A 25133-nucleotide genomic window follows, 5' to 3' on the forward strand; every position below is an offset into this window, starting at 1 on the left:
GAGACTGAGCTGGTTTGGCTTCCTCTCATAAGCCCCCCTGGCGCTGTCCGCGCCCAGTGAAGCCGCCTCCCCCCCCTCCACCGACACCTGACCTCAACCCCGGTACCGGGGCGATGACGTCCGCGCACCCGCACCCATGCCGCACCTGCCACATCAGCATTGTGGATAAATTGAAACCTGGCAGCGCCGACTACAAAACCATGTAAGGTTCCCCTCCGGAGAGACACAGATTTGGAGCTGCCATGAGCGGATTGCTTGCCCTTCTCGATGACGTTGCCGCAATTGCGAAGATCGCAGCAGCGTCCGCAGATGACGTGATCGGCCAGGCGGCCAAGGCAGGCGCGAAGGCGGCAGGGGCCGTGATTGACGACGCAGCCGTCACCCCGAAATATGTCGCCGGGTTTTCGCCAGCGCGCGAAATTCCGATTGTCTGGCGCATCGCAAAGGGCTCGATCAAGAACAAGCTGCTTTTTCTGCTGCCTGCCGGTCTTGCCCTCAACGAGTTTCTGCCCGGTGCCATCACGCCCCTGTTGATGCTAGGGGGCGCCTATCTGTGTTTCGAGGGCGCCGAAAAGATCTACCACCTCTTCAAGCCGCACCATCACGACGCCGACCAACCCGAAGACTTTGTCGCCGACCCCCTGCATCTGGAAGAACAAAGGGTGTCAGGGGCTATCAAGACCGATTTCATTCTGTCAGCCGAAATCATGACGATCGCCCTGTCGGAAATTCCGGAGAGCACCCTCTGGCTGGAAGCGGCAGCCCTGGCCATTGTCGCCATCGGCATCACCGCCGTCGTCTACGGCTCGGTCGCGTTGCTGGTGAAGGCGGACGATTTCGGCCTGATGCTGACGCGCTATGGCCGCCTGTCGGTAACCCGCGCCATTGGGCACGGCATCGTGAAAGCCATGCCCGGCTTCATGAAACTGCTGATGATCGTCGGCACCGCTGCCATGCTTTGGGTCGGCGGGTCCATCGTGCTTCATGGCACGGAAGTTCTGGGCTTCGGCCTGATCTACGATACCATCCATGATATCGCGCACAACGTTGCGCACGCGGTCCACGTCGCTCAAGGCTTCGTCACCTGGGCGGTCACCGCGACCCTGGACGGTATCTTCGGCCTGGCATTCGGCATGGTGCTAATCCCGATCACCACCAAGGTGATCGTGCCGCTCTGGCGGCTCGTCAGAGGCAAATCCGCCACAAAGAGCCACTGAGACAGCACCAGCACTTCCATTTCAGTCGAAACAAGCAAGGCAATCGGACGGGTCCGTCCGATTGCCTTTTTCATTCGCGGACAAAACCTTTGCGCTTCCGACCGGTGGACAGGACCGGCTCACGTCAGGCCGACAGCCTGCTCCCAGTCGTTCAAGGTCAGGTCGTAAAGCGTGTTGAAGCCCGGGGCAGGAACTGCCCGCTGGGCCAGCGTGACATAGGGCGCGACAGTGAGCGCCGTACCGACAAAGCCGGGCTGCATGATGACATAGGCATAGGCCATGAAAGTGCGGTCATAGAGAACGGACTGGTCCTTGCCGCAGGCAACGATGCTCCACGCCACGGATTTCTGGTGCTCCTCCAGAAACGCCTTCAACTCGGTCTCGTTGTCGTTCCTGGTCCAGGTTCCGGCATCCTCGATAAACAGATCCGCAGAGTTATAGCGGTCGCGGGTGATCGACAGCGCGATGTAGCACCACACCCCATAGGCCTCCCCCTTGTCAGGATCAGGCTCCCGGTCCCGCGGGCGAAAGTTTGTGGTGCTCTTGTTGGCGCAGATGACATGCGCACCGGGGGCCGGCGGAAAGCGCCGGTGCGGCTCCGTTCCGAACAGGGCTATACCGGCATCGATGAGCGGCCCGGCGTCATAGACCGGCAACTCCGATCCGTCATATTGCTTGGCGCTAAACATGGGTTTCAGCGTGTCGAGCGGGCTGTTGTAGGCAAGGTCATAACCCCAGACGTTCCCGGCGATACCACAGAAGGAAGACGCCGTTTCCATGTTGATCTGGCCGATATAGGCGTCATTTGCCTCGGACCTGTCGTACGCAACAATACCGTCCAGCAGAAAATCGTCCGTTTTCTCGACAGTTCCCGTGGCCACCTTGACCACCGAAACATAGCCGTTGCCGAGGTTTCCTGGCCGAGCATAACCGTCACAATAGGTCGGATATCCGCTGATGGCGGTCCGGTCGACAGTGGAAATGGTCTTGCGCATGATGCCCCTCAAAATGCCCGTGTTTGCAATGATGTGCGAATGCTGATCCGCACCTTCATTTAACACCGGCAAGCCAGGGGATTTCAATTTATTGTTTTAATTTGAAGTATATTCTACTTATGCGATTTCCCGCATCACAACCGGTTCCAGCGCTCCGTAACGGCGTTCACGCTTCAATGGCAGTCGGCATCAGCGCGCCGAGATCCTCCCCCTTCAGAAACCGTGCGAAAAGATCGGCCGCCTTATCCGTATCAAGTGGCATGGTCTCGATCCGTTTCGGCAGATCGACGCGCTGTGCCTCGTTCAGCACGTGTCCGCGCAGTTCGGCGATCTTCCCAAGATACTGCGGAGTGATTTCGGGATGCGGCTGGCAGGTCAGAATTCGGCCGGGCAGATGAAGTCCGGCTATCGGACAGCCTGCACTTCTTGCAACAACCTCCAACCCGTTCGGGACCTCGGTCACCTGGTCCTGATGCCATGCGTTGAGCACCAGCTTCTCGTGGCCTAACCCGTGATAGGTTTGCGGACCAGCGGTGAAGCCTCTCTCTGACCGCTCCACCCGGCCACCAAGAGCATGTGCGATGATCTGATGCCCGAAACACACGCCGATCAGCGGACGCTCACTCTGCTGGATGGCACGGATGAAATCTTCCAGCGGCGCAATCCAGCCATGGTCTTCATAGGCCCCATGACGGGACCCGGTAATGAGCCATGCGTCCGCATCGTTCGGCCCCTCCGGAAATTGACCCGCCTCGACATCATAAGTCGTGAAGGAAAATTCGCGATCTGCCAACAACTGCCGGAAGCAGGCGTCATAGTCGCCCAGCTTCTCTGCCAGTTCGTCTGGAGCGTGTCCGGGCTGCAAGATGCCGATATGTCTGGAAATCATTGATGGGTCTCGTGAAGCGAATCCGGTGAACGCCGTGCACTCATGATTGCCGGCTTGCCACCGCTTCCGCAAGACACTCGCCGAGCTTGTGTTTCTGCTCTCCTGACGGCCCGAAATTTTCCGGTGCCAGCCAAGCCTCGTAGCCCTGTTTCAGTACAGGCCATTCCTTGTCGATAATCGAGAACCATGCGGTATCGCGATTGAACCCCTTGACCACGAGGTGTTGACGGAAGACGCCCTCCTCACTGAAGCCGAACCGAAGGGCCGCCTGTTTGGATGGCAGGTTCTCGTTGTTGCACTTCCATTCGAAACGGCGATAGCCGAGATCGTCGAAGACGTATTTCATGAACAGATACAGGGCTTCGGTCGCCCCGCGTCTGCGGGACATCAGTGGCCCCCAATAGATGTTGCCGATTTCGATGACGCCGTTGGCCGCATCAATCCGCATGAGCGTCTGCCGCCCCGCCACTGTGCCGGTTTCCCTGTCGATGACGGCAAAGAATAGCGGGTCCTTGCTGGCCGCAACCTTTTCCACCCAGGGACGGAATCCGGCTTCCGTATCGGGCGGATATTCAGGCAGCCAACGGAATTTCTGATCGCCGTCCGGCACATCGGAGGCCTTGAATAAGCCAGACGTATGACGCTCCGGATCAAGCGGCTCAAGGGAAACGTAACGGCCTTCTATCGGCTTGTGCTCCGGCCGGGGACGCGCGGTCCAGCGGCTCAGGTCTTCAGGCATGGTCAACTCCGGAAAGGGCATGGCTTGCAGGTGCCGACAGTGTGCTACCGGCAGGCTCCGTCTGTCTAGCGCGTCACAGGCGCCGCAGGGAGATCCAGTTTTGCAAGTACAAGAGGACCAGTTCCCCGCCCCCAAACACCCGCAAAAGGTGCAAAGCACCCCATCCACTCCCGAACAAACTCGTGGTAATCTCAATTTCTCTCTCGTGGAGGTGAACCATGACTTCGGGTGTGACAGTACTTGTCGGGACCACAAAGGGGGCGTTTCTGCTGGAGGGCGGAAACAACCGGGTTGGCTGGAAGGTCAATGGTCCTTTCTGCGACGGCTGGTCGATCAATCATATGGTCGGCGATGCAGACACTGGCACGATCTGGGCCGGCGGCGGCGGTGAATGGTCCGGTGCGGGCGTCTGGCGCTCGATCGACGGCGGCAAGACCTGGGAAGTCACGCGACTGACCAAGGGCACGATTGACGAGTGGGCCGCCAATGATCCTGAAACGGCCAGGTTTCTCAACTGGACACCGCAGGATCTGCCTTTCGGCGACGACTTCTCCCAAGTCTGGTCGCTTGGCTATGCTCATGGAACGCTCTACGCTGGCACGAAGCCGGCGCGGTTTCTCGCCAGCCGGGATGGGGGAAAAAGCTTCACGCATCTGGACGGTCTCGCCAATCACCCGTCGGCAGACAGCTGGAATCCGGGCGCGGCAGGCCTGGTTCTGCACACAATCGTTTCCGACCCCGACAATCCGAACAAGCTCTGGATCGGCATTTCCGCTGCCGGCGTTTTCGCGAGCGAGGATGGCGGCGTCACGTGGGAGCGGCGCAATCGGCTGTCAAACGCCGCTGCCTGTGAAGGACACGACCACCCTGCCGCCCCGCGTGACGGCGAAACGGGCCATTGCGTCCACAACATGATGCGTGGCCCAGGCAGCGGCGATCTGCTTTATCAGCAGAACCACCACGGGGTCTGGCGTTCCTCGGACGGTGGCCTCAACTGGGATAATATCACCGACGGCCTGCCTTCCACCTTCGGTTTTCCGATCCGTGTGCACCCACGTGATCCGGACACTCTCTGGACATTGCCGCTGAATGGCGACACCGAGGGTCGGTTTCCGCCGGGCGCATCTGCCGCTGTCTGGAAATCCGAAGACGGCGGCCGAACCTGGCGCGACAAACGCAACGGCCTGCCCCAAGAGGCCTGTTTCTTCACGGTTCTGCGTCAGGCGATGGGCGGCGACGTGCGGGATCCCGCCGGGCTTTATTTCGGCACAAACTCGGGCTCTGTTTTCGCAAGCCTCGACGAAGGCGAAAGCTGGCAGGAAATCGCCCGCCACCTGCCAACCGTTCTGGCCGTCGAAGTGCTGGACCGGGGCTGACATATCGGACCTTGGTGGTCCGTTGCCCGCAGAACACACATCCGCAAGGGGACCTCCTGCCTCCCCGCTGAACCGTCCGAAGTTTTCCGGCGGCGTGTGCTTCGATGGCCGTCGTTGCTGTGTGTGCTCCCACAGGGGCCACAGCTGGTGCGAATGACTGATGACAATTTGATGCCTGCTCTGTATACAGTCATTATCCAGTCAATTTGAAAGACAATCCTTCATGACCGAATGGTGCCCGGATCTTTCCGCCAGCAACGCCCCGCGCTACGCCGCGATCGCTGACGCCATAGAAGCGGATATCCGCGCCGGACGCCTTTCGCCGGGAGACAGGTTGCCCGCGCAACGCCAGCTGGCGGCCCGGCTGGGGCTGGATTTCACGACCGTTGCCCGCGGCTATACCGAGGCGCGGCGTCGCGGTGTGATTTCCTCCATGGTCGGCAGCGGCACTTTCGTGACTAATCCGGACGGTCTGCTGAGCCGTGGACTGCCGGGCAGCGGCCTTGCGGCACGCGATATCAGACGTCAGTCGCCGCCCGATTTTTCAATGAACCTGCCGCCGGAAGTCAGCGATCCGAACCTGATCACGCGCATGCGAGAAGGCGTCGCTGCGCTGTCAGCTGACCTCATCCCGCTATTGCGGTATCAGACCTTTGCCGAAAAAGACCCGGACCGGCAGGCGGCTGCACGCTGGCTTGCCGGCGTCGGCCTGAAGCCTTCGCCGGAAGATATTCTGTATGCCCCGGGCGCTCAGGCGGCCCTTGCCAATATCCTTGCAGCGCTCTGCGAGCCGGGCGACAGGGTCGCCTGTGAAGCTGTGACCTACCCGGGGATCCGCTCCATCTGCGGTCAACTCCGCCTGGAATTGCAAGGACTGCCAACCGATGAAGATGGTATTGACCCTGCCGCCTTTCGGAACGCCTGTCGGGATGGACGTTTGAAAGCGCTTTATGTCAATCCGACGCTTCACAACCCGACCACCCGAACCCTTTCAGAGCAGCGGCGCCGTGACCTTGCGGCCGTCGCACAGCGCCACGGCGTGCCTATTCTGGAGGACGACCCCTACGGTCAGCTCAGCCGAAAGGAAATGCCACCGATTGCCGCCCTCGCGCCGGACATAACCTGGTACATTGGTTCTCTTTCGAAAAGCGTCGGCGCTGGCCTCCGGCTGGCCCACGTCCTTGCTCCCGACCGCAGTGCGGCCTGGCAATTTGCCCGCTCGCAGCGTACATCCTGCGTCATGGTCTCGCCGCTCACGACGGCCCTCGCCACTCAGTGGTTCGAGGACGGCACCGCCAAGGCGTTACTTCGGCACATCCGCAACGAAAGCACAGCCCGGCAGGACCTGGCTGCAAGCCATTTGAAAGACCTGCAAACCGAAGCCGACCCGGACGGCTTTCATCTGTGGCTCACTTTGCCGAATGGCTGGTCTCGCGCGGCCTTTGTCAGCCAGATGCGCAACCAGCCGGTCGGTGTTGTCGAAAGCGATGCGTTCACGATCAACGGCACAGCAGACGAAGCCGTCCGGCTCTGCCTGGGTGGGCCGCATGACCGGAAGCAGATCGACAGCGCGCTCAGGGTCATCTCCCAGGCACTGGCCTCAACGCCGGACAGGACCTCCACATACTTCTGAGCGAAAACAGAAAGACTGCGTAGCCCCCCCCGGCCAATCTGCCGCAGGTGAGCGACTTGCTATAGCGGCAATTTGCGCTATCTTTGACTGCAAATAATTCCAATCATTTATCAATTGACTGGATCAACGTCTCCGGCGCTTCCCGGAAGACCTCTCGCAGGAAAAGGTGTTCCATGACAACTGAACAAAGCTGGCCGAAAATTCCGCCGATCCAGACCGGCATTAAAGGTCGCTGCCCGCGTTGCGGCGAAGGCTCCATCTTCGACGGGTTCCTGAAGCTGAAGCCGAAATGCGAACACTGCGGACTTGATTACAGCTTTGCCGACCCTGCGGACGGACCAGCGTTTTTCGTCATCTGCTTTGGCTGCATTCCGGCAGTCGCCTTTGCGATCTGGCTCGAAATCGCCTTCACCGCGCCCTACTGGGTGCATCTGGTAACGACCTTGCCACTGATTCTCGTGACCTGCATCCCGATGCTGAGACCACTCAAGGGATGGCTGGTCTCCAGTCAGTTTTTCTACAAGGCGCAAGAAGGCCGGCTGGTCACACCCGATTCTCAATCCCCGGAAAACCAGGTCTGACGTCTGGACGCCCCAAGCCGGGCAAGGATCTGAATTTTTCGAGGCAGGCGGTGACATCGGAAAGCGATGCACCGCCTTTTTCTTTCTGAATTCGAGAGGCTATGGAGCAAGTGCCCCATCCTTCGAGACGGTGCTTCGCACCTCCTCAGGATGAGGATGAATGTGTTGCTCTGCTTATGTCTGAACGCACTTCCACCTCATCCTGAGGAGCGAGCCTGCTCGCGTCTCGAAGGATGGGGCGCGATCTCCGTACAAACCGGCTGGCTGGCCACGTCAAACCGCCCTCAGCCACACAGCAGTGTCATGGAAGGCGGCGCCGCCATAAGGGGCCACCGGGTCGGCGCCGGTGAGCGTGTTGATGCCGCGCCCATCCTCGAAGGCGTCGTTCGGCCAGATGCCTTCTGAAATCACGGTGCCCGGTGCGACGGTCGCGACATGCCGCGCATGCAGTGTTACGACACCCCGCCGGTTGCCCATCTTCACCTTGGCGCCATCTTCAATGCCGAAGCGCTCTGCCTCTTCTGGACGCAGCCAGACTTCCGGACGGCCCTCCTTCTTTTTCGAGCTGTCGGTCTCGTTGAATGTGGAATTCAGGAACGAGCGCGCCGGTGATGTCACAAGACGGAACGGATGTTGCTCGTCGGCAAGTTCGATGCTGTCCCACTGGTCCGGCAGCTCCGGCATCGTTTGCCATGGGCCGAAAGCAGTGCCGTCTTCCGGCTTGTTGGGCGAGTAAGAACGCCCCCAGTCGGCCTTGAAGTGGAACTTGCCGTCGGCATGGCCGAACCCTTTGAGGTAGTGCGCCGTTTCGAAATCGGGCTGCAGGTCGACCCACTTTCCAGCCTCAAGGTCCGCAAGCGTTCCATAGTTCGAATTGCGCAACAGCCAGTCGATATGATCGCGCGCGCTCATATCGAATCCGGGGTGAGATTTTGAGTCAACGCGCCTGGCAATCTCATTGATAACAAATATGTTTTCTCTTGGACCCGCAGGCGGCTCCACCGCTTTGGGACCCAACATCAGATACTGGTGACCGCCGCCTTTATAAAGGTCGTCATGCTCCAGGAACTGGGTTGCCGGCAGCACAATGTCGGCCATTTGTGCCGTTTCTGTCAGGAAGTGCTCGTGGACGACGGTGAAGAGGTCCTCGCGGGCGAAGCCCTGCTTTACCAGTTCCTGTTCCGGTGCCACGGAACCCGGGTTGGTGTTCTGGATGAGCATCGCCTTTACAGGCGGACCGCCGAGCAGCGCCACCTCGTCGCCGGTCAGAATGCGTCCGACGAGGCTCTGATCAAGGGTACGAACCGTCGGGTCCTTCAGTGAGCCGGCTTCAATCATCTCCTTGTTGAGCTGATAAATGGCACCGTTGTTGTGAAAGGCGCCACCGCCTTCTTCCTTCCAGCAACCGGTGACAGCGGCAATGGAACTGGCGGCATGCATGCCGACGGCCCCATTGCGAGACCGGGTGAAGCCATAGCCGAGCCGGAAATACGTCTTCCTGACTGTCCCGATCAGGCGCGCCAGCTCCTCGATACGGGAGGCTTCCAGTCCTGTAATCTTCGCCGCCCATTCCGGTGTCTTCGCCTTCAGATGCGCTTCCAGCTCGACCGGGCAGTCGGTGTAGGTTTCCAGATAGTCCCGATCAGCGTAGCCATCGCGGAAGAGCACATGCATGACGGCACAGGCAAGTGCGGCGTCCGTGCCGGGTTTCAGGATGATGCCCACGTCCGCCTGCTTCATCGTCTCGGTCTCATAGACGTCTACGACAATGATGCGTGCTCCCCGCTTCTTACGGGCGGCTATGGCGTGGGTCATGACATTGACCTGGGTCGCAACCGGATTTGTGCCCCAGATGACGATCTGGTCGGAAACCGCCATCTCACGTGGATCGGGACCCGCCAGCTTGCCAGTTCCGGCGACGTATCCCGTCCAGGCCATGTTGGTGCAGAAACTGTCGAACTGGCGTGAATAGCCCTTGGAATGGCGCAGACGATGAATACTGTCCCGCTGCACCATGCCCATCGTTCCGGCATAGTGATAAGGCCAGACGCTTTCGGCGCCGAATTCAGCTTCAGCTGCCAGAAACTTTTCGGCGATCAGGTCAAGCGCCGCATCCCAGGAAATTTCCTCAAACCGGCCCTCTCCTTTTTTGCCGGTGCGCCGCAGCGGCTTCAGCAGGCGGTCCGGATGATAGAGCCGTTCGGGATAGCGGGCGACCTTCGCGCAGATCACGCCTGCGGTGTAGGCATTGTCCTTGGCACCATTCAGCCGGCGCACATCGCCATGCGGATAGAAATGCACTTCGAGCGCACAGGTCGACGGGCAATCGTGCGGACAGGCGGAAAAAGTGCTCTTGGGCGGCTGCTGGTTCATGATGCCTTACTGAATTTTCTCGAACGTGAGCCCGGCAAGGTTCCCCCAGCGCGGCCACCTGTCAAGTCAGATGGCCGCTTTTACCCGCTATCGGAGCGGGAATTATCACCTGCGCTGACCGAAATCCGCCGTGGTCACGACACCATCGCCGTTGCGGTCGATCAATTCGATCCATGCCTGTGCGTTATTCAGGAATTCGGCTTCGGAGACCTTGCCGTCACCATCGGTATCATTGACGTCCAGCGCCATGCCGTTTGCAGGGTTGCCAGCGCCCCTCCCCATTCCCTGGGGTTCATTCGCGGCCTGGTCCTGCGCTCTTGCCTCATCGAACAGGACGTATTCTTCCGCATCCAGAAAACCATCTTCATTGGCGTCAAAGCTGGCAAAGACATCGCTGCGCCGTTCACGCGCTTCCTCAGCCGTCACGGCCCCGTCGCCATCCAGGTCCCAGTTTTCCACGAAGTGAGCGCCCGGGCCTTCTGCGGCCCATCCAGCGCTGGAGATTGCCAGAAAAAGAGCTGCTCCGAGAGTGATCGTTTTCATGTTCTTTCCTTTCTTCATTATGTTCGAATTATTGAATGTTATTCTTTCAAAAAAAGTGCGTGATGGCCACGCACTTTCTGTTTCCGATCAACTGCCGCTACAGGGAGACCGTCCGCCTCGTCCCGCATTCGGCCGTCCGCCGGGTGGCGGGCCGCCATTGCGCGGACCCAATCCCGGTCCTTGCCCCGGAGGCGGCGGGCGGCCTCCCGGCAGAAACCTCGGCGGTTTCCCGCCCTGGGCCTGGACAAGCGTTACGGCAGCATCGCGATTGTCCGACAACGCGGCAAAGTCGATCGTTGGAGGATCGCTTTCGTCTTGAAGCTCTCCCCGCATACCGCCACGCTTCAGGCGCAGAAAACTGCTGTCGGGAGTACCCATCCAGCAACGCGGAATGAACGGAAACGTATCTGTGAGCACATAGTGATAGGTGCCCCTGGGGTATTGCGGCGTAACCGCGAAGCGGCCGTTGCACTGGTCGAGGTCGCCGGCACCGGCAACAAAGGCCCAGTCCTGCGTGAACTTGCCATTGTAGCGCCCGCCCGGCCCACCTGGCCGGTTGCCTGACTTCAGCCTGTAGCTGCTCTTCAACTTTTTCAGACCCGATTTCCGCTGAGGATCGGAATAGCCATATGGGCCGTAAATCGGAAAGCCGTCGGCGGCAAAGCCAAGCAACGCTGGAACCGACTTGCCTTCTTCCGAAGCCATGACCCCGGTCGGAATGCCGTGATAGTGGTAGGTTCCATCCGGTTGGACATGGGCGTTGTATTGGTCGAGCCCCAGCTTGCAACCACCGCCCAGCGCCTCGTAGTTCCACCCGGACCGCCGGTCGTTCTGCCAGAACTCAGCCGTACCTGGGTCCATGACAACACCGTTCACGGCGATGCCGAAGACCGCACCTTGTGCCTTGGTCGCGCTGGCGTTCCTGTGTGGAACCAAAGGGACTTTCAGATTGTAGTTCTTCTTTGAAATTGTGTGCGGGTTGCCACGGTTGGGAAATTGCCCAGGCGGTTTCGACGGATAGCCGTTGCCGTGGATATGGCGGTAGTTCCCCTCAACGGAAATGTCGGCCGAGGCTTCTGCCTTCGGCACCAGCAAGTTCCAGACTTCCTCCAGGGCATGGGCATGCTCGACGGTTTCTTCACCCGCCAGCCGTGCCGTGCTGTCATGCGCGGCAGCCGGTGCTGCAATCAACACTCCGGCAAGCGCTATGGATATGCGCATCGCTTTCTCCCGATCTCTTCGCCCACGAGCAGAGTATGGCGGTTAAGAGAGCGAGAAGCTGTCGAGCAATCGCATCAAAGTGTAACGCGATGTAACGGGAGGTAGGCCGAAAAACAGAAAAAGCCGGCCCCTGAGGACCGGCTTTGAAGTCAATTGATTGTCCGAAGTTTAGCCGACGAGCTCAACACCGGAGAACCAGAAGGCGATTTCTTCGGCAGCGGTTTCAGCCGCATCGGAGCCGTGAACGGAGTTTTCGCCGATGGACAGCGCGTATTCCTTGCGGATCGTGCCTTCTGCGGCGTCAGCCGGGTTGGTTGCACCCATGACTTCACGGTTCTTGGCAATGGCGTCTTCACCTTCCAGAACCTGAACGACGGTCGGGCCGGAAGACATGAATTCGGTCAGTTCGCCGAAGAACGGACGTTCCTTGTGAACCGCATAGAATGCTTCTGCTTCGCGCAGGGACATCCAAACACGCTTGGACGCAACGACGCGCAGGTCGGCTTCTTCGAGCTTGGCGGTGATGGCACCGGTCAGGTTACGCTTGGTGGCGTCCGGCTTGATCATGGAAAACGTGCGTTCAATCGCCATGGTTTCATCTTTCTCGTTTCAGCAGCGGACCGGCGGAGTGCCGGTTCCGGATTTCTAGAATTTCGCGGCCTTAATACCGGGGCACTGCCACGCCCGCAAGGGGGCCTGGTCATGACATTTTGATGTCAGTAACCGGTATGTGTCTGAATACGGTGCTGGCAAACATTTCAACGGCTGCCTAAGTTCGCTCGCAAAGGCAAAGCTGCGCGATCGGTTCGCGGCGCTCTTTTCAGGAAATGACACCATGGTCGAACGCTTCGCGCTCTTGCCGACGCTCCTTTTCGCCGCAGTCGCATCGCTGTGGCTCAGCTTTGCTGACGGGCCAGCAGTAGCCAATACAACGGAAAGCGACACCCCGCAAACCGCTCGCACTCTATCAGAAAAGCTTGCAGCTCTTTCCCCCGAACAGCTCGAAGAGCTCTTCGTCTTCGTTTCCGGCAACACGCTGTTCACGCTCTACCACGAGAGCGGACACATGCTGATTTCGGAGCTGGAACTTCCCGTGCTGGCGCAGGAAGAGGATGCGGTCGATAATCTGGCCACCATTTCCATGCTCGGTGCGGACACCGGCGACATGGACCTTTATCTCACCCAGGCGATGATCGGCTGGTTCCTGATCGCAGACGAGAATTACGACGATCTCGTTTTCTACGACGAACACGATCTGGACCTGCAACGCGGCTACAAGATGCTGTGCCTGATGGTGGGGGTCGACGAAGATGCCTTTCTGGATCTCGCCAGGGACCTGGAGCTGCCTGAGGAGCGGATCGAAAGCTGTGCCTTCGATTATGACCAGGCGTCTGGCTCCTGGGAGGCCGTAACGGATCCCCACCTCAGGGACAGCGATACACCCGGCGGCAAGATCACGGTTGTCCATGATCCGGCGTCCCGCGATATGGAGACCATGGCCCTGTTTCTGAAGGAAAGTGGCCTGATGGAACTGGTCGCCCGAGAATTCGACACGTTTTACGATTTACCCAGGCCCGTCACCTTCCGCTCGGCTGCCTGCGGCGAGGAAAATGCCTTTTGGGATCCAGATACACGTGAAGTGATCCTCTGCCACGAGTTGCTCGCCGGCCTGGCAGAGCTCTATCTAAGCGTACCTGAAGTGGACGAAAACGCTCAGAACGCGGACTGAGCCTTCTTGCGGTAAGCGCCTGGCGCTTCGCCATATGCCTTCTGGAATTCCCGGTAAAAGTTCGACCGGGTGAGAAAACCGGCCCGTTCCTGGACCCGGCCCACCGGGTCATCGGTCGAGGCTAGCAGCCGGGCGGCTTCCTCAAGGCGCACCAGATTGACGAACTGGCTGACGTTGACACCTTCCACCGCGTTGACAGCTCTGGAAAGATCACGATCCGGAACACCGACCCGGCGGGCCAACCGCGTGAGTGTCAGCGAAGGATCTCTGAAAAACTCCTGAGCGATCAGAACCCTTCTGGCAGCTTCAACCAGTTCTGCCTGCTGCGCATCGCTTGCAGCAAACTCTTTCCCGGTATCCCTGGATTGCCTAAGCCGAGTGCCCAGAAATCCGATGCCGGCCCCAACTGCAAGCACCAGGAAAAACAGGCTTGCCCCTGAAATTGCCAGAGCTGCTGCCCCCTGTCTTTCTTGCGCGAACAGATAGGCGACGAGTGCATCGATCAGGATCGTGGCCACAATGATCAAAATGGAGAAGAGAAGCAGCTTGTGCAGCAGGCCACCCATGTTGGTCGGCGCTTCAACAAAGACGTCCTGCCCGTTGATCCAGATCCGTGCGAGAGCCAGCGCATAGACCGCATAGCTCATCCCGATCACTCCATCGACATATCCCGTCACCGGCACCGGCACATACAAGGCAGTCGTTACAATGATCGCCGCCCCAAGATTCCATACAATCAGTCGCCGGGCCTTTTCGATAGGGACCGTCAGGGAAACGAAGGCCAGATAAATGAGCGGCGCTATCCACACGGGCAGAACCCGTTGAACCGCAAGAAACTCGAAATGCCCATAGGCAAAGCGCAGTCCGACCAAGGACGCCTCGATCGCCATCAGGCAAAACACGCCTGCAAACATTCCCCGTGCCCGTCCAGGCAGAGACCGCCAGGCCAGGGTCGCCAAGGCGAGCCCTCCGAACAATGCGGCAAGCAGGAAAGACACCGGAATGCTGATCATCTTTGGTTCAACGCGCTCGGCTGTGGTGACAAAACACCTTGTAGCTCCTGTCCTTTATCACGTTTGAGGACAGGACATCGCCTCCGAGGCAATTGTCAACAGATCTGGCGAAGCGCATCTCAAGGACTTCCTGCTAACACCCCTGGAGGTTCCATGTATCCGTCATCCAACCGTCTCGTTCGGCCCATCCGGCTGCTCAGGCTTGCCGTGTCACTTGCCGGTGCTCTCGGTCTCGCGACAGGCGCACTTGCCGAGGACACACTTCGCTACGGGCCGGGTGTCACCAAGATCACCGTCGAGGACGCGCGCAAGGATCGGCCCCTTGAAGGTGACCTCTGGTATCCAACCGCAACGCCAGACATCCTGCCCCGGGCAGACACGAGCAAGGTCTGGCAAATGGCACTGGCCGATCCTGACGGTAAAGCCGCCGAAGACGTTTTTCCGCTCGTCGTCGTATCGCACGGCATGTACGGCAACACGTTAAACCAGGCCTGGCTTGGTTCCGAACTTGCCCGTCGCGGCTATTTCGTTGCCATGGTCAACCATCCGGGGACCAGCTCGTTCCTGCGCGATCCTGACCAGGCCCGCAAGCTCTGGGACAGGCCCGTCGACCTGTCTCGCCTTATCAGCTTCCTGATCGAGGACAGCCCCTACAAGGACAGTATCGACCCGGAACGGATCTATGCGGCCGGCCATTCCCTTGGCGGCTTCACAGTCCTGCTTTTGGCTGGTGCTGAATTCGAGCCTGAGCGGTATGAGCGCGTGTGTTCGGGTGAGGCACTGCCGACGGCCTGCCAGGTGCTGACGGATTGGTCCGTCGCGAAAACGGAGGCCGACCGGAGCGAGATGGCAAAATCCCGAAAGGACCCGCGGCTGACCAAGGTCATCAGCCTGGATCTTGGTGGAACGCCGGTCCTTTCACGCGACAGCCTGAGCGCCATAAACATTCCGGTTCTTGTACTGGGGTCGCAGCGTGCCGACATGCTGAAGCAGGAAGTCGAGTCGCGTGCGCTGGCCGCTGCCCTGCCTGCCGACAAGGTCCGTCATGTGGAAATGGCTGATGCCGGTCATTTCGATTTCATGGGTGTGTGCAAGCCGGAAGGATTTGCCATCCTGGAAGAATATGAGCCGGGCGACGAAATCGTCTGCATCAAAGGCAGCAAGGAACGCGAAGAGCAGCATCAACGTATCCTGATGGAAATTCTTGGCTTCCTGCAGCCTTAAGACAGGGCGCGGCGGGCTCAAAAGTGCAGCAATGCCACAGCCCGCCGCCCGAACGAGTTTTCGTTCCGGTTTCCACTTGCATCCTTAAGGGCGCTCCGCCAAACATCCGCCTTATGTTGCAGATTACGGACCTTACATATCGGATCGGAGATCGCCTCCTGATCGACAGAGCCAGCGTTACACTTCCCGGCAAGGCCAAGACAGGTCTTGTCGGCCGAAATGGCGCCGGCAAATCAACGCTGTTCAAGATCATCACCGGAGATCTTTCCACCGAGACCGGCTTTGTGCAGATCCCGAAGCGTGCGCGCATCGGTCAGGTCGCGCAGGAAGCACCCGGCACGGAAGAAACCCTGATGGAAGTAGTGCTGGCCGCGGACAAGGAACGCAGCCAATTGCTCGCGGAAGCAGAAACGCAGACTGATCCGGAACGGATCGCCGAGATCCACACCCGGCTTGCCGACATTGGTGCGCACACGGCCGAGGCCAGGGCCGGCGCGATTTTGTCCGGTCTCGGATTTGACGCTGCCGCACAGCAGCGGCCCTGTTCATCCTTTTCCGGCGGATGGCGCATGCGTGTCGCCCTGGCAGCTGTCCTGTTTTCCGAACCTGACCTTCTGTTACTCGACGAGCCGACCAACTATCTCGATCTGGAAGGCACGATGTGGCTGGAGAACTATGTTGCCCGCTACCCGCATCAGGTGCTTCTGATCTCCCATGACAGAGACCTTCTGAACAAGGCCGTCGACAGCATCGTCCATCTGGACCGGGGCAAGATGACCTACTATTCCGGCGGGTATGACAGTTTCGACCGGCAACGGCGCGAAGCGATGATCCTGGCCGAAAAGGCCAAGGAAAAGCAGGACGCCCAGCGCAAGCACATGCAGGCCTTTGTCGACCGGTTCCGCTACAAGGCCAGCAAGGCCCGGCAGGCTCAGTCCCGGCTGAAAATGCTGGAAAAGATGCAGCCCATAGCCGCCCTCACCGACGAGAGCAGCAAACCGATCCATTTCCCCGATCCGGAAAATCAGCTTGCCCCGCCCATCCTGAAACTGGAAGACGTGTCGACAGGCTATGGCGATACCAAGATCCTGTCTCGGTTGACGCTGAACATCGACACCGATGATCGGATTGCTCTGCTGGGGGCCAACGGCAACGGCAAATCGACATTCGCCAAGCTGATTTCCGGTCGCCTGGGCGCCATGGATGGCGAGATCACCAAGGCGTCGAAACTGAAGATCGCCTTTTTCGCCCAGCATCAGCTCGATGAGCTGAAACCGGCGGAAAATGCCGTCGCCCATGTACGCACGTTGATGCAAGATGCGCCGGAGGCAAAGGTGCGGGCCCGCGTTGCACGCATGGGCCTTCCGACCGACCGGATGGACACGCCCGCGAAGGACCTGTCCGGCGGAGAAAAGGCGCGTCTGCTTTTAGGACTGGCAACCTTTGACGGTCCGCACCTGCTGATCCTCGACGAACCGACAAACCACCTCGATATCGACAGCCGTGAGGCGCTGGTGATGGCCCTGAATGACTTTCAGGGAGCTGTTGTCCTGATCAGCCACGACAGGCATCTCGTCGAAGCCTGCGCAGACCGGCTTTGGCTGGTGGCCGACGGCAAGGTGGAACCTTATGACGGCGACATGGAAGACTATCGTCGGCTGATCCTGCAGGGGCCCGAAGCGGTTCAGAAAGCCCGTGACAAGGCCGCTGCGGAAGCCGACAAGGCAAATGCGCAGGAAAAACGCCGCGATGCTGCCGTCAAACGCGGACTTCTGAAACCGTTGAAACAGAAGATCGATGCCGCCGAAAAGGAAATGAAGCGCCTGCAGGACAAGATCGGCAAGCTGGACGATGCGCTTGCTGATCCGGAGTTCTTTACCAAAGACCCAGAGCGGGCCGCCAAGTTCGCCAAGGAACGGGCCTTCTGCGAGAAAAAGCTGATCAAGACCGAAGAGGACTGGCTCGAACTTTCCGCCGAATTCGAGGAGGCTTCCTGATGGCCACGATCACGACACTCGGTTTCGATGCCGACGACACGCTCTGGCACAACGAACGGGTGTTCAGGCTGACGGAAGAACGCTTCGCGGCCCTGCTGGGCGACTATACCGACAAGGCTCATCTGGCAGATCGCTTGCTGGCCGCAGAACGGCGTAATGTTCTGCATTACGGTTACGGTGTGAAGGGCTACACCCTTTCGATGATCGAAACGGCGATCGAAGTGACAGACCGGCAGGTGCCTGCGGATGTCATCGCCGAGATCCTGGAAGCCGGGCGCGAAATGATGACACACCCGGTGGAACCGCTTCCTTTCGTTGAAGAGACGCTGAAGACGGTGAAGTCGGCGTTCAAGCTGGTGCTGATCACCAAGGGCGATCTGTTCGACCAGGAGCGCAAGGTGACAGCCTCCGGCCTTGACGTCTATTTCGATGCTATCGAGATCGTCTCGGAAAAAACGGACGAGACATACCGCTCCCTGTTTTCCCGCCACGGCAGCGGCCCTGGCGAGGCACTGATGGTTGGCAACTCGCTGAAGTCGGACATTCTGCCGGCTCTGGAGGCAGGTGCTTTTGGTGCCCATGTCCCCTATGAGCTTACCTGGGCGCTGGAAGAAGCGGATGAGCCCCGTGGTCACGACAGATTCTACCGGCTGGACCATATCGGCAAGCTGCCGCAATTGCTTGCTCGCCTGAGCTAATGCGGTGCGCCATGACGGAAAATTTCGGCTGAAGGCGAAGCCAATTAAATTCTGACGGGTTGTCGTAAGTGAACATTCAGAACCTGGCGGCACCTTGACGGTATAGCCGCCATTGCTTCCGAAAGGTTCGATTATTCGCACGCTTCAAATCAGGATATGCAATGCCTCTCTCCAGAACCGTCACGCTTTTCCTTGGTGCAACTGCACTCGTGGTTGCCCCTTCCCTTTCCCCGGATGTACCTCAGCTTTCTTTCCACGTGGACAAGGCCTTTGCCAAGAATGGCAATGGTGGCGGGAATGGAAACGGCGGTGGTGGCAATGGAAACTCCGGCGGAAATGGCAACGGCGGCGGTAACAAGGGCAATTCCGGCAACAAGGGCAACAGCGGCAACGCCAACCGGGGTGGCAACTCCGCTTCCAACGGCAACAAGGGACTTGGGATATTCAACCGCGGCAACGGTTCAAAGCAGGCCAAATCGAACAATGGCAACGGGAATGGAAAAGGCCTCGGGGGCTTTCTGAATTCCGTTTTCGGCACCCAGAATTCAAAAAATTCCGGCAAGCGTCACACCGTCTCAAGGGGCAAGAGCGCTACGACGAGCCACCGGCTTCCCAAGGCCGAGCGGGCGACGCTGGCGAGTATTGCGGTAACCCCGCAGGCAAGCCCCGCCGGTAAACCGAAGAACTTCAATGCCAAGCTCGGCCGGCTTAATTCCCTGAACCGGAATTACCACGCCTATCTCAATTCCAACGACCCGCATCTGTCCGCCATCCAGGCCTATATTAACGACAGCCTCGCCTACGAGCAGCTCTCCGCAGATTTGCAGGGTCTCGAACAGAACTTTCTGACGGCTCGCACCTTTTTCGAAGGACAGTTGCAGGATGTGGAAAGCTTTGATGGCTTTGCCTACGAAGATCTCACGTCTCAACAGCTTGAAGACCGGCTTGCGGAACTTGAAAGCCTCGATCCGACCGGTTTGACGGAAAGCGAGCTGACCGCTCTCGAAACCGAAAAACGGACGCTTGAAAACGCACTGCAAAGCGACGCCTATTCGGATTTCAAAACGGCTGAAAGCCAATATCAAACGGGAAAGACCACCCAGGACACACTTTCCGAAGATATCTCTGACACAGCGCTTGAAGACGCTCTGCTTGCGATGGCAAACGAGAACCGTGTCCGCGAATATGGCGACGACTACGTCGACGAGGAAATGCTCGATTGGGCCAAGCAAGTTCTCGGTGTTGGCGACTATGTCGGAAAGATTGATGAAATCCGCGAGGCGACCGAAGCCCCGGACGAGGGCGAAGACCCTCTTGATCCCGATGAAACCGCCAACGCCGGCGACGACCAGAACGGACCAGACGGGTCAGACACCGATCCGGATGAGTTGCGCCTGATCTCGACTTCCAACTAGTTCAATGAAGTGGGGCGACATTTTCAGTCTTTCTGTTCGACAGGACCGCCCTGCTCTACCCAATCTGCAAAACCGTCTTTCAGGTGTGCGGCCTCAAACCCCATATCCTGAAGCATCGCGACCGTGAGCGCAGAGCGCCAGCCTGCGGCGCAATGGAAGATGAAGCGTTTGTTCTGTGAGAAGACCTCCTTGTGATAGGGGCTCTCCGGATCTACCCAAAATTCGATCATGCCGCGTGGGCAATGAACACTTCCGGGAATGAAACCAAGTTTCTGACGCTCGCGCACATCTCGCAGGTCGATGAAGACGACATCGGGGTCTTCCACCAGCGCAATGGCAGCATCGGTGTCGACTTCCTCAATCCGGGCTCTGGCGTTGGCAACCATATCCGCCGAGGACATTTTCAGTTTCTTCATGAGACTTTCCTCCACTGCCGGCAACGCGCAGCAACACGGCCGATCTTATCCTAAAATGCTCATTCACCGCCGGCGCCGTTTCAGCCTAGGCCTTGCGTTCCCAGCCGCCGGCTTCGGTCTGTTGCCAGTAAGCGATTTCGAAGCCTTCCGCCTTGGCGTCTTTCCAGCGGCTACGCGCTTCCTGCACGGCGTCGGTGTCGTTGCCGTCAAACATGTAGATTGCGCGTTTGTAGCCGCTCAGCGCGGGTGGCGTGGCCCTGTCGACCAGAAACCTCACATCGGCTTCGTTCGGATTATCCTGATCTGACGTGAGATAAATCGGCTGGTGTTCGGCAAACCCGTCTGCCTTGGTACCGTGCGGTAGAAACCCGTCGTCCGCAAAGGTCCACAAATGGGCATCCAGAGCACTGCATCGCTCTGCGGTTCCTGTCTGGACAACGACCTTCCAGTCCCGTTCCAGGCACTTTTGCAAAAGCTGCGGCAGCGCCATTTCCAGCGGCTTGTGCAAAAGGTGATAAAATACAACTTCAACGCTCATGCTTGACCCTGTTTCGACGCTTCATTTGCACTTTCGCTTCCCGTTATCCACTGGCCTACCGGAATGTGGTGCAGGCCTGCAACACCCGTGTGTCCAAATTCCCCCAGGGAACAACATGACATGGACAGGCCACAAGACTCGTATCATTAACCCTTCGAAAATGTCGATTGGCTAGGTTTGTCTCCGGGGACGATCCAATGATCAGCTGATTTGGCCATGGATCAGTAATTTGGCTGGTGACCGGGTTTCGGGAGTCAGCGCAAAAGGGGATTTGGTGAATGCTTGCGCGTGTCGTTGTGTTTTTTGCGTTGGTTGCTGTCGTTGCAGGCGCGACACTGGGTATCGGTCTTCTGGTGGAACCGGCAACGGCTTGCCAGACCTACAAGACCTGCTGATCCAGGGTCGACAGTCTATTTCGAAAAACCCGCCTTTTACGGCGGGTTTTTCTTTGCCTTCGTCGGGGATGAAACTCGATGCGGCCCTTCCTGCAAAGACAACAGGAAGGGCGCAAGGTTGGTCTCAGCCTTCGTAGTGGTCTGCGACAAGCTGGTTCAGTAGACGAACGCCGTAGCCTGACGCCCAGCTCTGGCAGATATCGTCTTTCGGCGCCCCAAATGCGGTTCCTGCAATGTCCAGATGCGCCCAGGGCACGTCGTTTGTGAAACGCTGCAGGAACTGGGCAGCGGTGATGGATCCGGCCCAGCGGCCACCGGTGTTCTTGACGTCCGCGTTGGGCGTGTCGATGATCTTGTCATATTCCTTGGACAGTGGCAGGCGCCAAAGCGGTTCACCGCTTGCCTTGGCAGATGCCAGCAACTTGTCAGCAAGTCCATCATCGTTGGAGAAAAGCCCGGCATTGAGATTGCCGAGCGCAACGAGAACCGCACCGGTAAGCGTCGCCAGATCGATCATGATCGCAGGATTGTATTTCTGCTGAGTGTACCAGAGCGCATCTGCCAGGACCAAACGGCCTTCAGCATCCGTATTCAGGATCTCTATGGTGGTTCCGGACATGGCGGTGACAATGTCGCCGGGGCGTTGCGCATTGCCGTCCGGCATGTTTTCGACGAGACCTATGATGCCGATCACGTTTGCCTTGGCCTTGCGGCCCGCAATCGCATGCATGGCGCCGACGACGGCAGCAGCGCCACCCATATCGCCTTTCATCTCCTCCATGCCCGCGGCCGGCTTGATGGAAATGCCACCGGTGTCGAACACCACGCCCTTCCCAACGAAAGCGACAGGAGCGTCCCCCTTCTTGCCGCCATTCCAGCGCATCACGGCCAGTTGGGGCGGGCGGGTGGAGCCCTGGGCAACCCCAAGCAAGGCCGCCATCTTCAACTTCTTCATTTCCTTTTCGCCGAGCACCTCGACTTCGACACCTAACGCCTCCAGCTCCTTGGCTTTGGCGGCAAACTCTACAGGCCCCAGCACGTTTGCAGGCTCATTCACGAGTTCACGGGCCAGAATCACACCGTCGGCAATAGCCTCTGCAGATGACCAGGCTTTTTTCGACACCTTCGGATCGGCAACGGACAGTGTCACCTTCATATTCCTGGGCTTGTCATCGTCTTTCTTGACAGTCTTGTAGGTGTCGAAGGCGTAGGCGCGGAGCTTTGTGCCCATGGCAAATTCGGCTGCCGCTGCGCCGGACGGGTCCACAGAATCCGGCAGGTCCAGAAGCACTGTTGCTGCCTCGGCTTTTGTTTTCTGCAGCTCGGCAAAGACCACGCCGCCGAAAGCCCGCCAGTCATCGCCGGTCAACTCCGCAGCATCGCCGACACCAAAAACAATCAGGCGGTCGAGACCCGACCCGGCGGGCGCGACCAGATCGAGACTTGTCTTTTTCTTTCCTGAAAAACCTGCGATCCCGGCAGGACGCTGCAAGCCGCCCTCGATGCCCGCAACAACCTCCCCTGCAACCGTGCCCAGGCTGAGGTCGGTCCCGGCCAGGATTACGGCCACTCCGCCTTGCGGCGCCTCAGCCTTGGAGAAATTCAGTTTTGCAAGCTTGGTCATGCTTCGGTCCTGTTGGTTTTCTGGTTGGAGCAGTTGGGCGGTGGAAAGAAAAAGCGCCCTATCCCCTGAATTGTGATTTTCCTGTCAAAGCATGGGGTTTCCACAGCTTTTCGGCAAGAGCAGCAAAAATTAATGTATATTAACCATTCTTATTCATGGGCCATTCACCACATTCCGTGTTATTCGGTCCCAGGCCGATTATCGTCATTTTTGCAGGGACATGTACCGGCACTGTTATGAAAACGCTTGAACGTTACATCATTCGCCGGACCGCTTATGCTTTCACCCTCACGATTGCAGCGATGACGGGTGTGGTCTGGGCAACCCAGGCCCTGCGACAACTGGACCTTGTGACCTCCAAGGGTCAGACCATCGTCCAGTTCATCGGCATTACGATGCTTGCCCTGCCCTTCCTGATCGTCATTGTTGCCCCGTTCGCCCTGATGATCGCCCTGATCCTCGTTCTCAACTCCCTGTCCGGAGACAGCGAGCTCATTGTCATTGACGCCAGCGGCGGCTCCAGGTTTCTTGTTCTGAAGCCGGTCATGCTCTTCGCCTTCGTGGTCATGCTGCTGACCGCCAGTATGTCGCTCTATGTGGCTCCGGCAGGCTTGGCCCAGCTGCGCACCGAAATCACGCGCGTGCGCGCGGATCTTGTCGCCAATATTGTCAAGCCTGGCCGCTTCATCACAGTCGAGGATGGTCTGACTTTCCATATCCGCAACCGCTCCGGCCAAGGCACCCTTGACGGTCTCTTGATGCACGACACGCGTGATCCGGAGACGGCCTTTACCTATCAGGCCGACACCGGCCAAATCGTGGAGGCCTCGGACCGCACGCTGCTCGTGATGCAGAACGGTACGATCCAAAGACGTCCGAAACAGCAGGGCGATATTTCTATCGTTCGTTTCCAGTCCTATGCGTTCGATCTTTCAAATCTCATCCCGGAAGCCGGTGAGCCTGTCTTCAAGGCAAGTGAGCGAAGCACCCTGAATTTGATGTCGCCGGGCAGGCACGACGAATACGCGCTGAAGAATCCGGACAAACTGGTGCAGGAACTGCACGAACGCTTCAGTCAGCCGCTTTATTGCCTGGCCTTTGGCCTGATCGTATTCGCGTTTCTGGGCAAGGCCAGGACCACGCGCCAAGGCCGCGGGTTTGCCGTGCTTGGTGCGATTTGCTCCTGTGTGCTATTGCGAACGACCGGCTTCGGCGTTACCGCAATTTCGGGCGGTTCCACTGCGCTTCTCAGCCTGCTGTATATCGTTCCGGTTTCCGGTGCCGTGCTTGCGCTTATCTCGATTTTCCGGGAGCAAGGTGGCTCGCAGCCACGTTGGCTCACCGATATGCAGCATTCCGTTCAGGATAAACTCGACGCTCTGAGCGACCGTTTCCACGGACGCAAACCAGGGGGTGTCGCATGATCCTGGGACGGACACTATCGCTCTATTTTTCCGGGCGATTTCTGAAAGCCATTCTCGGACTCTTCCTGTTTGCGGCGGTTCTGATCTATCTGTTCGACGTTCTGGAACTGGTGCGGCGCGGCGGTGACCGAGAAGGATTTTCGGTCTTGCGCGTCGCTATGATTTCCGCGCTCAGGGTGCCGCTGCTTCTGGAGCAGGTCATTCCCTTCACCGTCCTCTTCGGGGCCATCGCTGCCTTCGTAACGCTGAGCCGAGCGCTTGAGCTCGTGGTTGCACGTGCTTCTGGCATTTCGGTCTGGCAGTTTTCTCTTCCAGCGATCCTGGTCGGGATCATCCTCGGCATCCTGTCCATCACGGTCTACAACCCCGCCGCTGTCTGGTTTCAGCAGAAATCAGACGAAGCAGCCGCCGGGCTGTTTGGTTCGGAACAGAGTTTCCTGCTGCAATCCTCAAACGACGTCTGGGTACGCCAGGATGGCCTTGACGGGGAATCGGTGCTGCTTGCGAAGCGATTGCTGGAAGGGGGCACGCTACTGAAGGGTGTCACCATTTTCACCTTCGACAAGGATGGCACTTTCCGCGAGCGTATCGAGGCTGATGAAGCACGGCTTGGAGACCAGATCTGGTATCTGGACAATGCCATCGTCTATACGACCGAACAGGATCCACAGCCTTACGGGCAGTATCAGATCAGCACTTTCCTGACAGCAACTGAAGTTCGCGAGAGCATCGGCTCGCCCGAATCGATCTCGTTCTGGAATTTGCCGCGTTTCATCGAATTGGCCAGAAACGCAGGGTTACCTGCTTACAGGTACAATTTGCAGTATCAGACTCTGCTCGCACGCCCGCTTCTTTTAGTCGCTATGATTTTAATAGCAGCCGCGGTTTCCCTTAAAGTTTCGAGGTTTGGCGGATTGGGAAGTATGATTCTGGGTGGAATCCTGTCCGGGTTCGTGCTTTACGTTCTAACCGAACTTGCCAAGGACTTCGGGGGCGCCGGTATTGTCCCTCCCTTGGTGGCGGCATGGGCGCCGGGAATATTTGGAGTACTCATGGGTTTGACAATTCTCTTGAATCAGGAAGACGGATAAAG

Annotated in this window: 22 protein-coding genes; 11 read left to right on the forward strand and 11 right to left on the reverse strand. The window is 58.6% G+C overall.

Going from position 1 to position 25133, the window contains the following annotated elements; all coding sequences use genetic code 11:
* Positions 1-242 precede the first annotated feature (242 nt).
* Positions 243-1217, forward strand: coding sequence for a DUF808 domain-containing protein (locus tag FMN63_RS11800; protein ID WP_148584175.1), 975 nt, complete (start codon positions 243-245; stop codon positions 1215-1217).
* Positions 1218-1336: 119 nt separating this feature from the next.
* Here the strand turns inward: FMN63_RS11800 and hdcA are convergent, their stop codons facing one another.
* From hdcA to FMN63_RS11815, 3 genes are all read right to left on the reverse strand, one after another.
* Positions 1337-2212: a histidine decarboxylase, pyruvoyl type gene (gene hdcA / locus FMN63_RS11805; protein WP_148584176.1), complete on the reverse strand. Its 876-nt coding sequence runs from the start codon at positions 2210-2212 to the stop codon at positions 1337-1339.
* A gap of 166 nt (positions 2213-2378) precedes the next feature.
* Positions 2379-3101 (reverse strand): type 1 glutamine amidotransferase, encoded by a 723-nt coding sequence (locus tag FMN63_RS11810; RefSeq protein WP_148584177.1) that lies wholly within the window; start codon positions 3099-3101, stop codon positions 2379-2381.
* A 40-nt stretch (positions 3102-3141) separates the two neighbouring features.
* A complete protein-coding gene (locus FMN63_RS11815; RefSeq protein WP_148584178.1) occupies positions 3142-3840 on the reverse strand; it encodes a GNAT family N-acetyltransferase in 699 nt (232 codons plus the stop codon).
* Positions 3841-4058: 218 nt separating this feature from the next.
* Here FMN63_RS11815 and FMN63_RS11820 point away from each other — a divergent pair, with 218 nt between their 5' ends.
* From FMN63_RS11820 to FMN63_RS11830, 3 genes are all read left to right on the forward strand, one after another.
* Complete coding sequence (locus FMN63_RS11820) at positions 4059-5216, forward strand: WD40/YVTN/BNR-like repeat-containing protein (RefSeq protein ID WP_148584179.1); 1158 nt, start codon at positions 4059-4061, stop codon at positions 5214-5216.
* A 223-nt stretch (positions 5217-5439) separates the two neighbouring features.
* A complete protein-coding gene (locus FMN63_RS11825) occupies positions 5440-6849 on the forward strand; it encodes an aminotransferase-like domain-containing protein (RefSeq protein ID WP_148584180.1) in 1410 nt (469 codons plus the stop codon).
* Positions 6850-7022: 173 nt separating this feature from the next.
* Positions 7023-7430, forward strand: coding sequence for a DUF983 domain-containing protein (locus tag FMN63_RS11830; RefSeq protein ID WP_148584181.1), 408 nt, complete (start codon positions 7023-7025; stop codon positions 7428-7430).
* Between the two features lie 273 nt (positions 7431-7703).
* Here FMN63_RS11830 and FMN63_RS11835 read toward each other — a convergent pair whose 3' ends face one another.
* The 4 genes from FMN63_RS11835 to ndk form a co-directional block, all read right to left on the reverse strand.
* Positions 7704-9803 carry a molybdopterin-containing oxidoreductase family protein gene (locus FMN63_RS11835; RefSeq protein WP_148584182.1) on the reverse strand — a complete coding sequence of 700 codons (2100 nt, stop codon included), beginning with the start codon at positions 9801-9803 and terminating at the stop codon, positions 7704-7706.
* Between the two features lie 105 nt (positions 9804-9908).
* Positions 9909-10346, reverse strand: coding sequence for an EF-hand domain-containing protein (locus tag FMN63_RS11840; protein ID WP_148584183.1), 438 nt, complete (start codon positions 10344-10346; stop codon positions 9909-9911).
* Between the two features lie 87 nt (positions 10347-10433).
* On the reverse strand, positions 10434-11567 hold the full coding sequence (locus FMN63_RS11845) for a YHYH protein (RefSeq protein WP_148584184.1): 1134 nt from the start codon (positions 11565-11567) through the stop codon (positions 10434-10436).
* A gap of 168 nt (positions 11568-11735) precedes the next feature.
* The gene (gene ndk / locus FMN63_RS11850; protein ID WP_148584185.1) at positions 11736-12158 is read right to left on the reverse strand and encodes a nucleoside-diphosphate kinase; all 423 of its coding nucleotides are present in this window, start codon (positions 12156-12158) and stop codon (positions 11736-11738) included.
* Positions 12159-12402: 244 nt separating this feature from the next.
* Between ndk and FMN63_RS11855 the strand changes: the two genes are divergently transcribed.
* Positions 12403-13296 (forward strand): DUF4344 domain-containing metallopeptidase, encoded by an 894-nt coding sequence (locus FMN63_RS11855; protein WP_148584186.1) that lies wholly within the window; start codon positions 12403-12405, stop codon positions 13294-13296.
* Here the strand turns inward: FMN63_RS11855 and FMN63_RS11860 are convergent.
* Positions 13281-14309 (reverse strand): helix-turn-helix transcriptional regulator, encoded by a 1029-nt coding sequence (locus FMN63_RS11860; protein WP_148584187.1) that lies wholly within the window; start codon positions 14307-14309, stop codon positions 13281-13283. The two genes, FMN63_RS11855 and FMN63_RS11860, sit on opposite strands and share 16 nt — an antisense overlap.
* Positions 14310-14462: 153 nt before the next feature.
* On the opposite strand from FMN63_RS11860, the gene FMN63_RS11865 reads away from it, so the two are divergent.
* From FMN63_RS11865 to FMN63_RS11880, 4 genes are all read left to right on the forward strand, one after another.
* A complete protein-coding gene (locus FMN63_RS11865) occupies positions 14463-15533 on the forward strand; it encodes an alpha/beta hydrolase family protein (RefSeq protein ID WP_148584188.1) in 1071 nt (356 codons plus the stop codon).
* A 113-nt stretch (positions 15534-15646) separates the two neighbouring features.
* The gene (locus FMN63_RS11870; RefSeq protein WP_148584189.1) at positions 15647-17530 is read left to right on the forward strand and encodes an ABC-F family ATP-binding cassette domain-containing protein; all 1884 of its coding nucleotides are present in this window, start codon (positions 15647-15649) and stop codon (positions 17528-17530) included.
* On the forward strand, positions 17530-18228 hold the full coding sequence (locus FMN63_RS11875) for an HAD family hydrolase (protein ID WP_148584190.1): 699 nt from the start codon (positions 17530-17532) through the stop codon (positions 18226-18228). The genes FMN63_RS11870 and FMN63_RS11875 overlap by 1 nt, the downstream gene beginning before the upstream one ends.
* A 161-nt stretch (positions 18229-18389) precedes the next feature.
* Positions 18390-19643 carry a hypothetical protein gene (locus tag FMN63_RS11880; RefSeq protein ID WP_148584191.1) on the forward strand — a complete coding sequence of 418 codons (1254 nt, stop codon included), beginning with the start codon at positions 18390-18392 and terminating at the stop codon, positions 19641-19643.
* A 23-nt stretch (positions 19644-19666) separates the two neighbouring features.
* Here FMN63_RS11880 and FMN63_RS11885 read toward each other — a convergent pair whose 3' ends face one another.
* From FMN63_RS11885 to FMN63_RS11895, 3 genes are all read right to left on the reverse strand, one after another.
* Positions 19667-20059: a rhodanese-like domain-containing protein gene (locus FMN63_RS11885; protein WP_148584192.1), complete on the reverse strand. Its 393-nt coding sequence runs from the start codon at positions 20057-20059 to the stop codon at positions 19667-19669.
* Between the two features lie 85 nt (positions 20060-20144).
* Positions 20145-20597, reverse strand: a complete 453-nt coding sequence (locus FMN63_RS11890; protein ID WP_148584193.1) for a DNA polymerase III subunit chi — start codon at positions 20595-20597, stop codon at positions 20145-20147.
* 519 nt (positions 20598-21116) lie between these two features.
* Entirely contained in the window at positions 21117-22616 is a 1500-nt protein-coding gene (locus FMN63_RS11895) for a leucyl aminopeptidase (RefSeq protein ID WP_148584194.1), read from the reverse strand.
* 236 nt (positions 22617-22852) lie between these two features.
* Here FMN63_RS11895 and lptF point away from each other — a divergent pair, with 236 nt between their 5' ends.
* Together lptF and lptG are read left to right on the forward strand one after the other, a co-directional pair.
* Complete coding sequence (gene lptF / locus FMN63_RS11900; protein ID WP_148584195.1) at positions 22853-24040, forward strand: LPS export ABC transporter permease LptF; 1188 nt, start codon at positions 22853-22855, stop codon at positions 24038-24040.
* Positions 24037-25131 carry an LPS export ABC transporter permease LptG gene (lptG, locus tag FMN63_RS11905; RefSeq protein WP_148584196.1) on the forward strand — a complete coding sequence of 365 codons (1095 nt, stop codon included), beginning with the start codon at positions 24037-24039 and terminating at the stop codon, positions 25129-25131. The genes lptF and lptG overlap by 4 nt, the downstream gene beginning before the upstream one ends.
* The last annotated feature ends 2 nt before the right edge of the window (positions 25132-25133 follow it).

The sequence above is a fragment of the Stappia sp. BW2 genome, assembly GCF_008107695.1.
GTDB lineage: Bacteria > Pseudomonadota > Alphaproteobacteria > Rhizobiales > Stappiaceae > Roseibium.

Excerpts from the sequence above, each read along its gene's own strand:
- FMN63_RS11800 (WP_148584175.1), top strand. The coding sequence starts at position 243 with ATGAGCGGATTGCTTGCCCTTCTCGATGACGTTGCCGCAATTGCGAAG.
- hdcA (WP_148584176.1), bottom strand. The coding sequence starts at position 2,212 with ATGCGCAAGACCATTTCCACTGTCGACCGGACCGCCATCAGCGGATAT.
- FMN63_RS11810 (WP_148584177.1), bottom strand. The coding sequence starts at position 3,101 with ATGATTTCCAGACATATCGGCATCTTGCAGCCCGGACACGCTCCAGAC.
- FMN63_RS11815 (WP_148584178.1), bottom strand. The coding sequence starts at position 3,840 with ATGCCTGAAGACCTGAGCCGCTGGACCGCGCGTCCCCGGCCGGAGCAC.
- FMN63_RS11820 (WP_148584179.1), top strand. The coding sequence starts at position 4,059 with ATGACTTCGGGTGTGACAGTACTTGTCGGGACCACAAAGGGGGCGTTT.
- FMN63_RS11825 (WP_148584180.1), top strand. The coding sequence starts at position 5,440 with ATGACCGAATGGTGCCCGGATCTTTCCGCCAGCAACGCCCCGCGCTAC.
- FMN63_RS11830 (WP_148584181.1), top strand. The coding sequence starts at position 7,023 with ATGACAACTGAACAAAGCTGGCCGAAAATTCCGCCGATCCAGACCGGC.
- FMN63_RS11835 (WP_148584182.1), bottom strand. The coding sequence starts at position 9,803 with ATGAACCAGCAGCCGCCCAAGAGCACTTTTTCCGCCTGTCCGCACGAT.
- FMN63_RS11840 (WP_148584183.1), bottom strand. The coding sequence starts at position 10,346 with ATGAAAACGATCACTCTCGGAGCAGCTCTTTTTCTGGCAATCTCCAGC.
- FMN63_RS11845 (WP_148584184.1), bottom strand. The coding sequence starts at position 11,567 with ATGCGCATATCCATAGCGCTTGCCGGAGTGTTGATTGCAGCACCGGCT.
- ndk (WP_148584185.1), bottom strand. The coding sequence starts at position 12,158 with ATGGCGATTGAACGCACGTTTTCCATGATCAAGCCGGACGCCACCAAG.
- FMN63_RS11855 (WP_148584186.1), top strand. The coding sequence starts at position 12,403 with ATGGTCGAACGCTTCGCGCTCTTGCCGACGCTCCTTTTCGCCGCAGTC.
- FMN63_RS11860 (WP_148584187.1), bottom strand. The coding sequence starts at position 14,309 with ATGATCAGCATTCCGGTGTCTTTCCTGCTTGCCGCATTGTTCGGAGGG.
- FMN63_RS11865 (WP_148584188.1), top strand. The coding sequence starts at position 14,463 with ATGTATCCGTCATCCAACCGTCTCGTTCGGCCCATCCGGCTGCTCAGG.
- FMN63_RS11870 (WP_148584189.1), top strand. The coding sequence starts at position 15,647 with ATGTTGCAGATTACGGACCTTACATATCGGATCGGAGATCGCCTCCTG.
- FMN63_RS11875 (WP_148584190.1), top strand. The coding sequence starts at position 17,530 with ATGGCCACGATCACGACACTCGGTTTCGATGCCGACGACACGCTCTGG.
- FMN63_RS11880 (WP_148584191.1), top strand. The coding sequence starts at position 18,390 with ATGCCTCTCTCCAGAACCGTCACGCTTTTCCTTGGTGCAACTGCACTC.
- FMN63_RS11885 (WP_148584192.1), bottom strand. The coding sequence starts at position 20,059 with ATGAAGAAACTGAAAATGTCCTCGGCGGATATGGTTGCCAACGCCAGA.
- FMN63_RS11890 (WP_148584193.1), bottom strand. The coding sequence starts at position 20,597 with ATGAGCGTTGAAGTTGTATTTTATCACCTTTTGCACAAGCCGCTGGAA.
- FMN63_RS11895 (WP_148584194.1), bottom strand. The coding sequence starts at position 22,616 with ATGACCAAGCTTGCAAAACTGAATTTCTCCAAGGCTGAGGCGCCGCAA.
- lptF (WP_148584195.1), top strand. The coding sequence starts at position 22,853 with ATGAAAACGCTTGAACGTTACATCATTCGCCGGACCGCTTATGCTTTC.
- lptG (WP_148584196.1), top strand. The coding sequence starts at position 24,037 with ATGATCCTGGGACGGACACTATCGCTCTATTTTTCCGGGCGATTTCTG.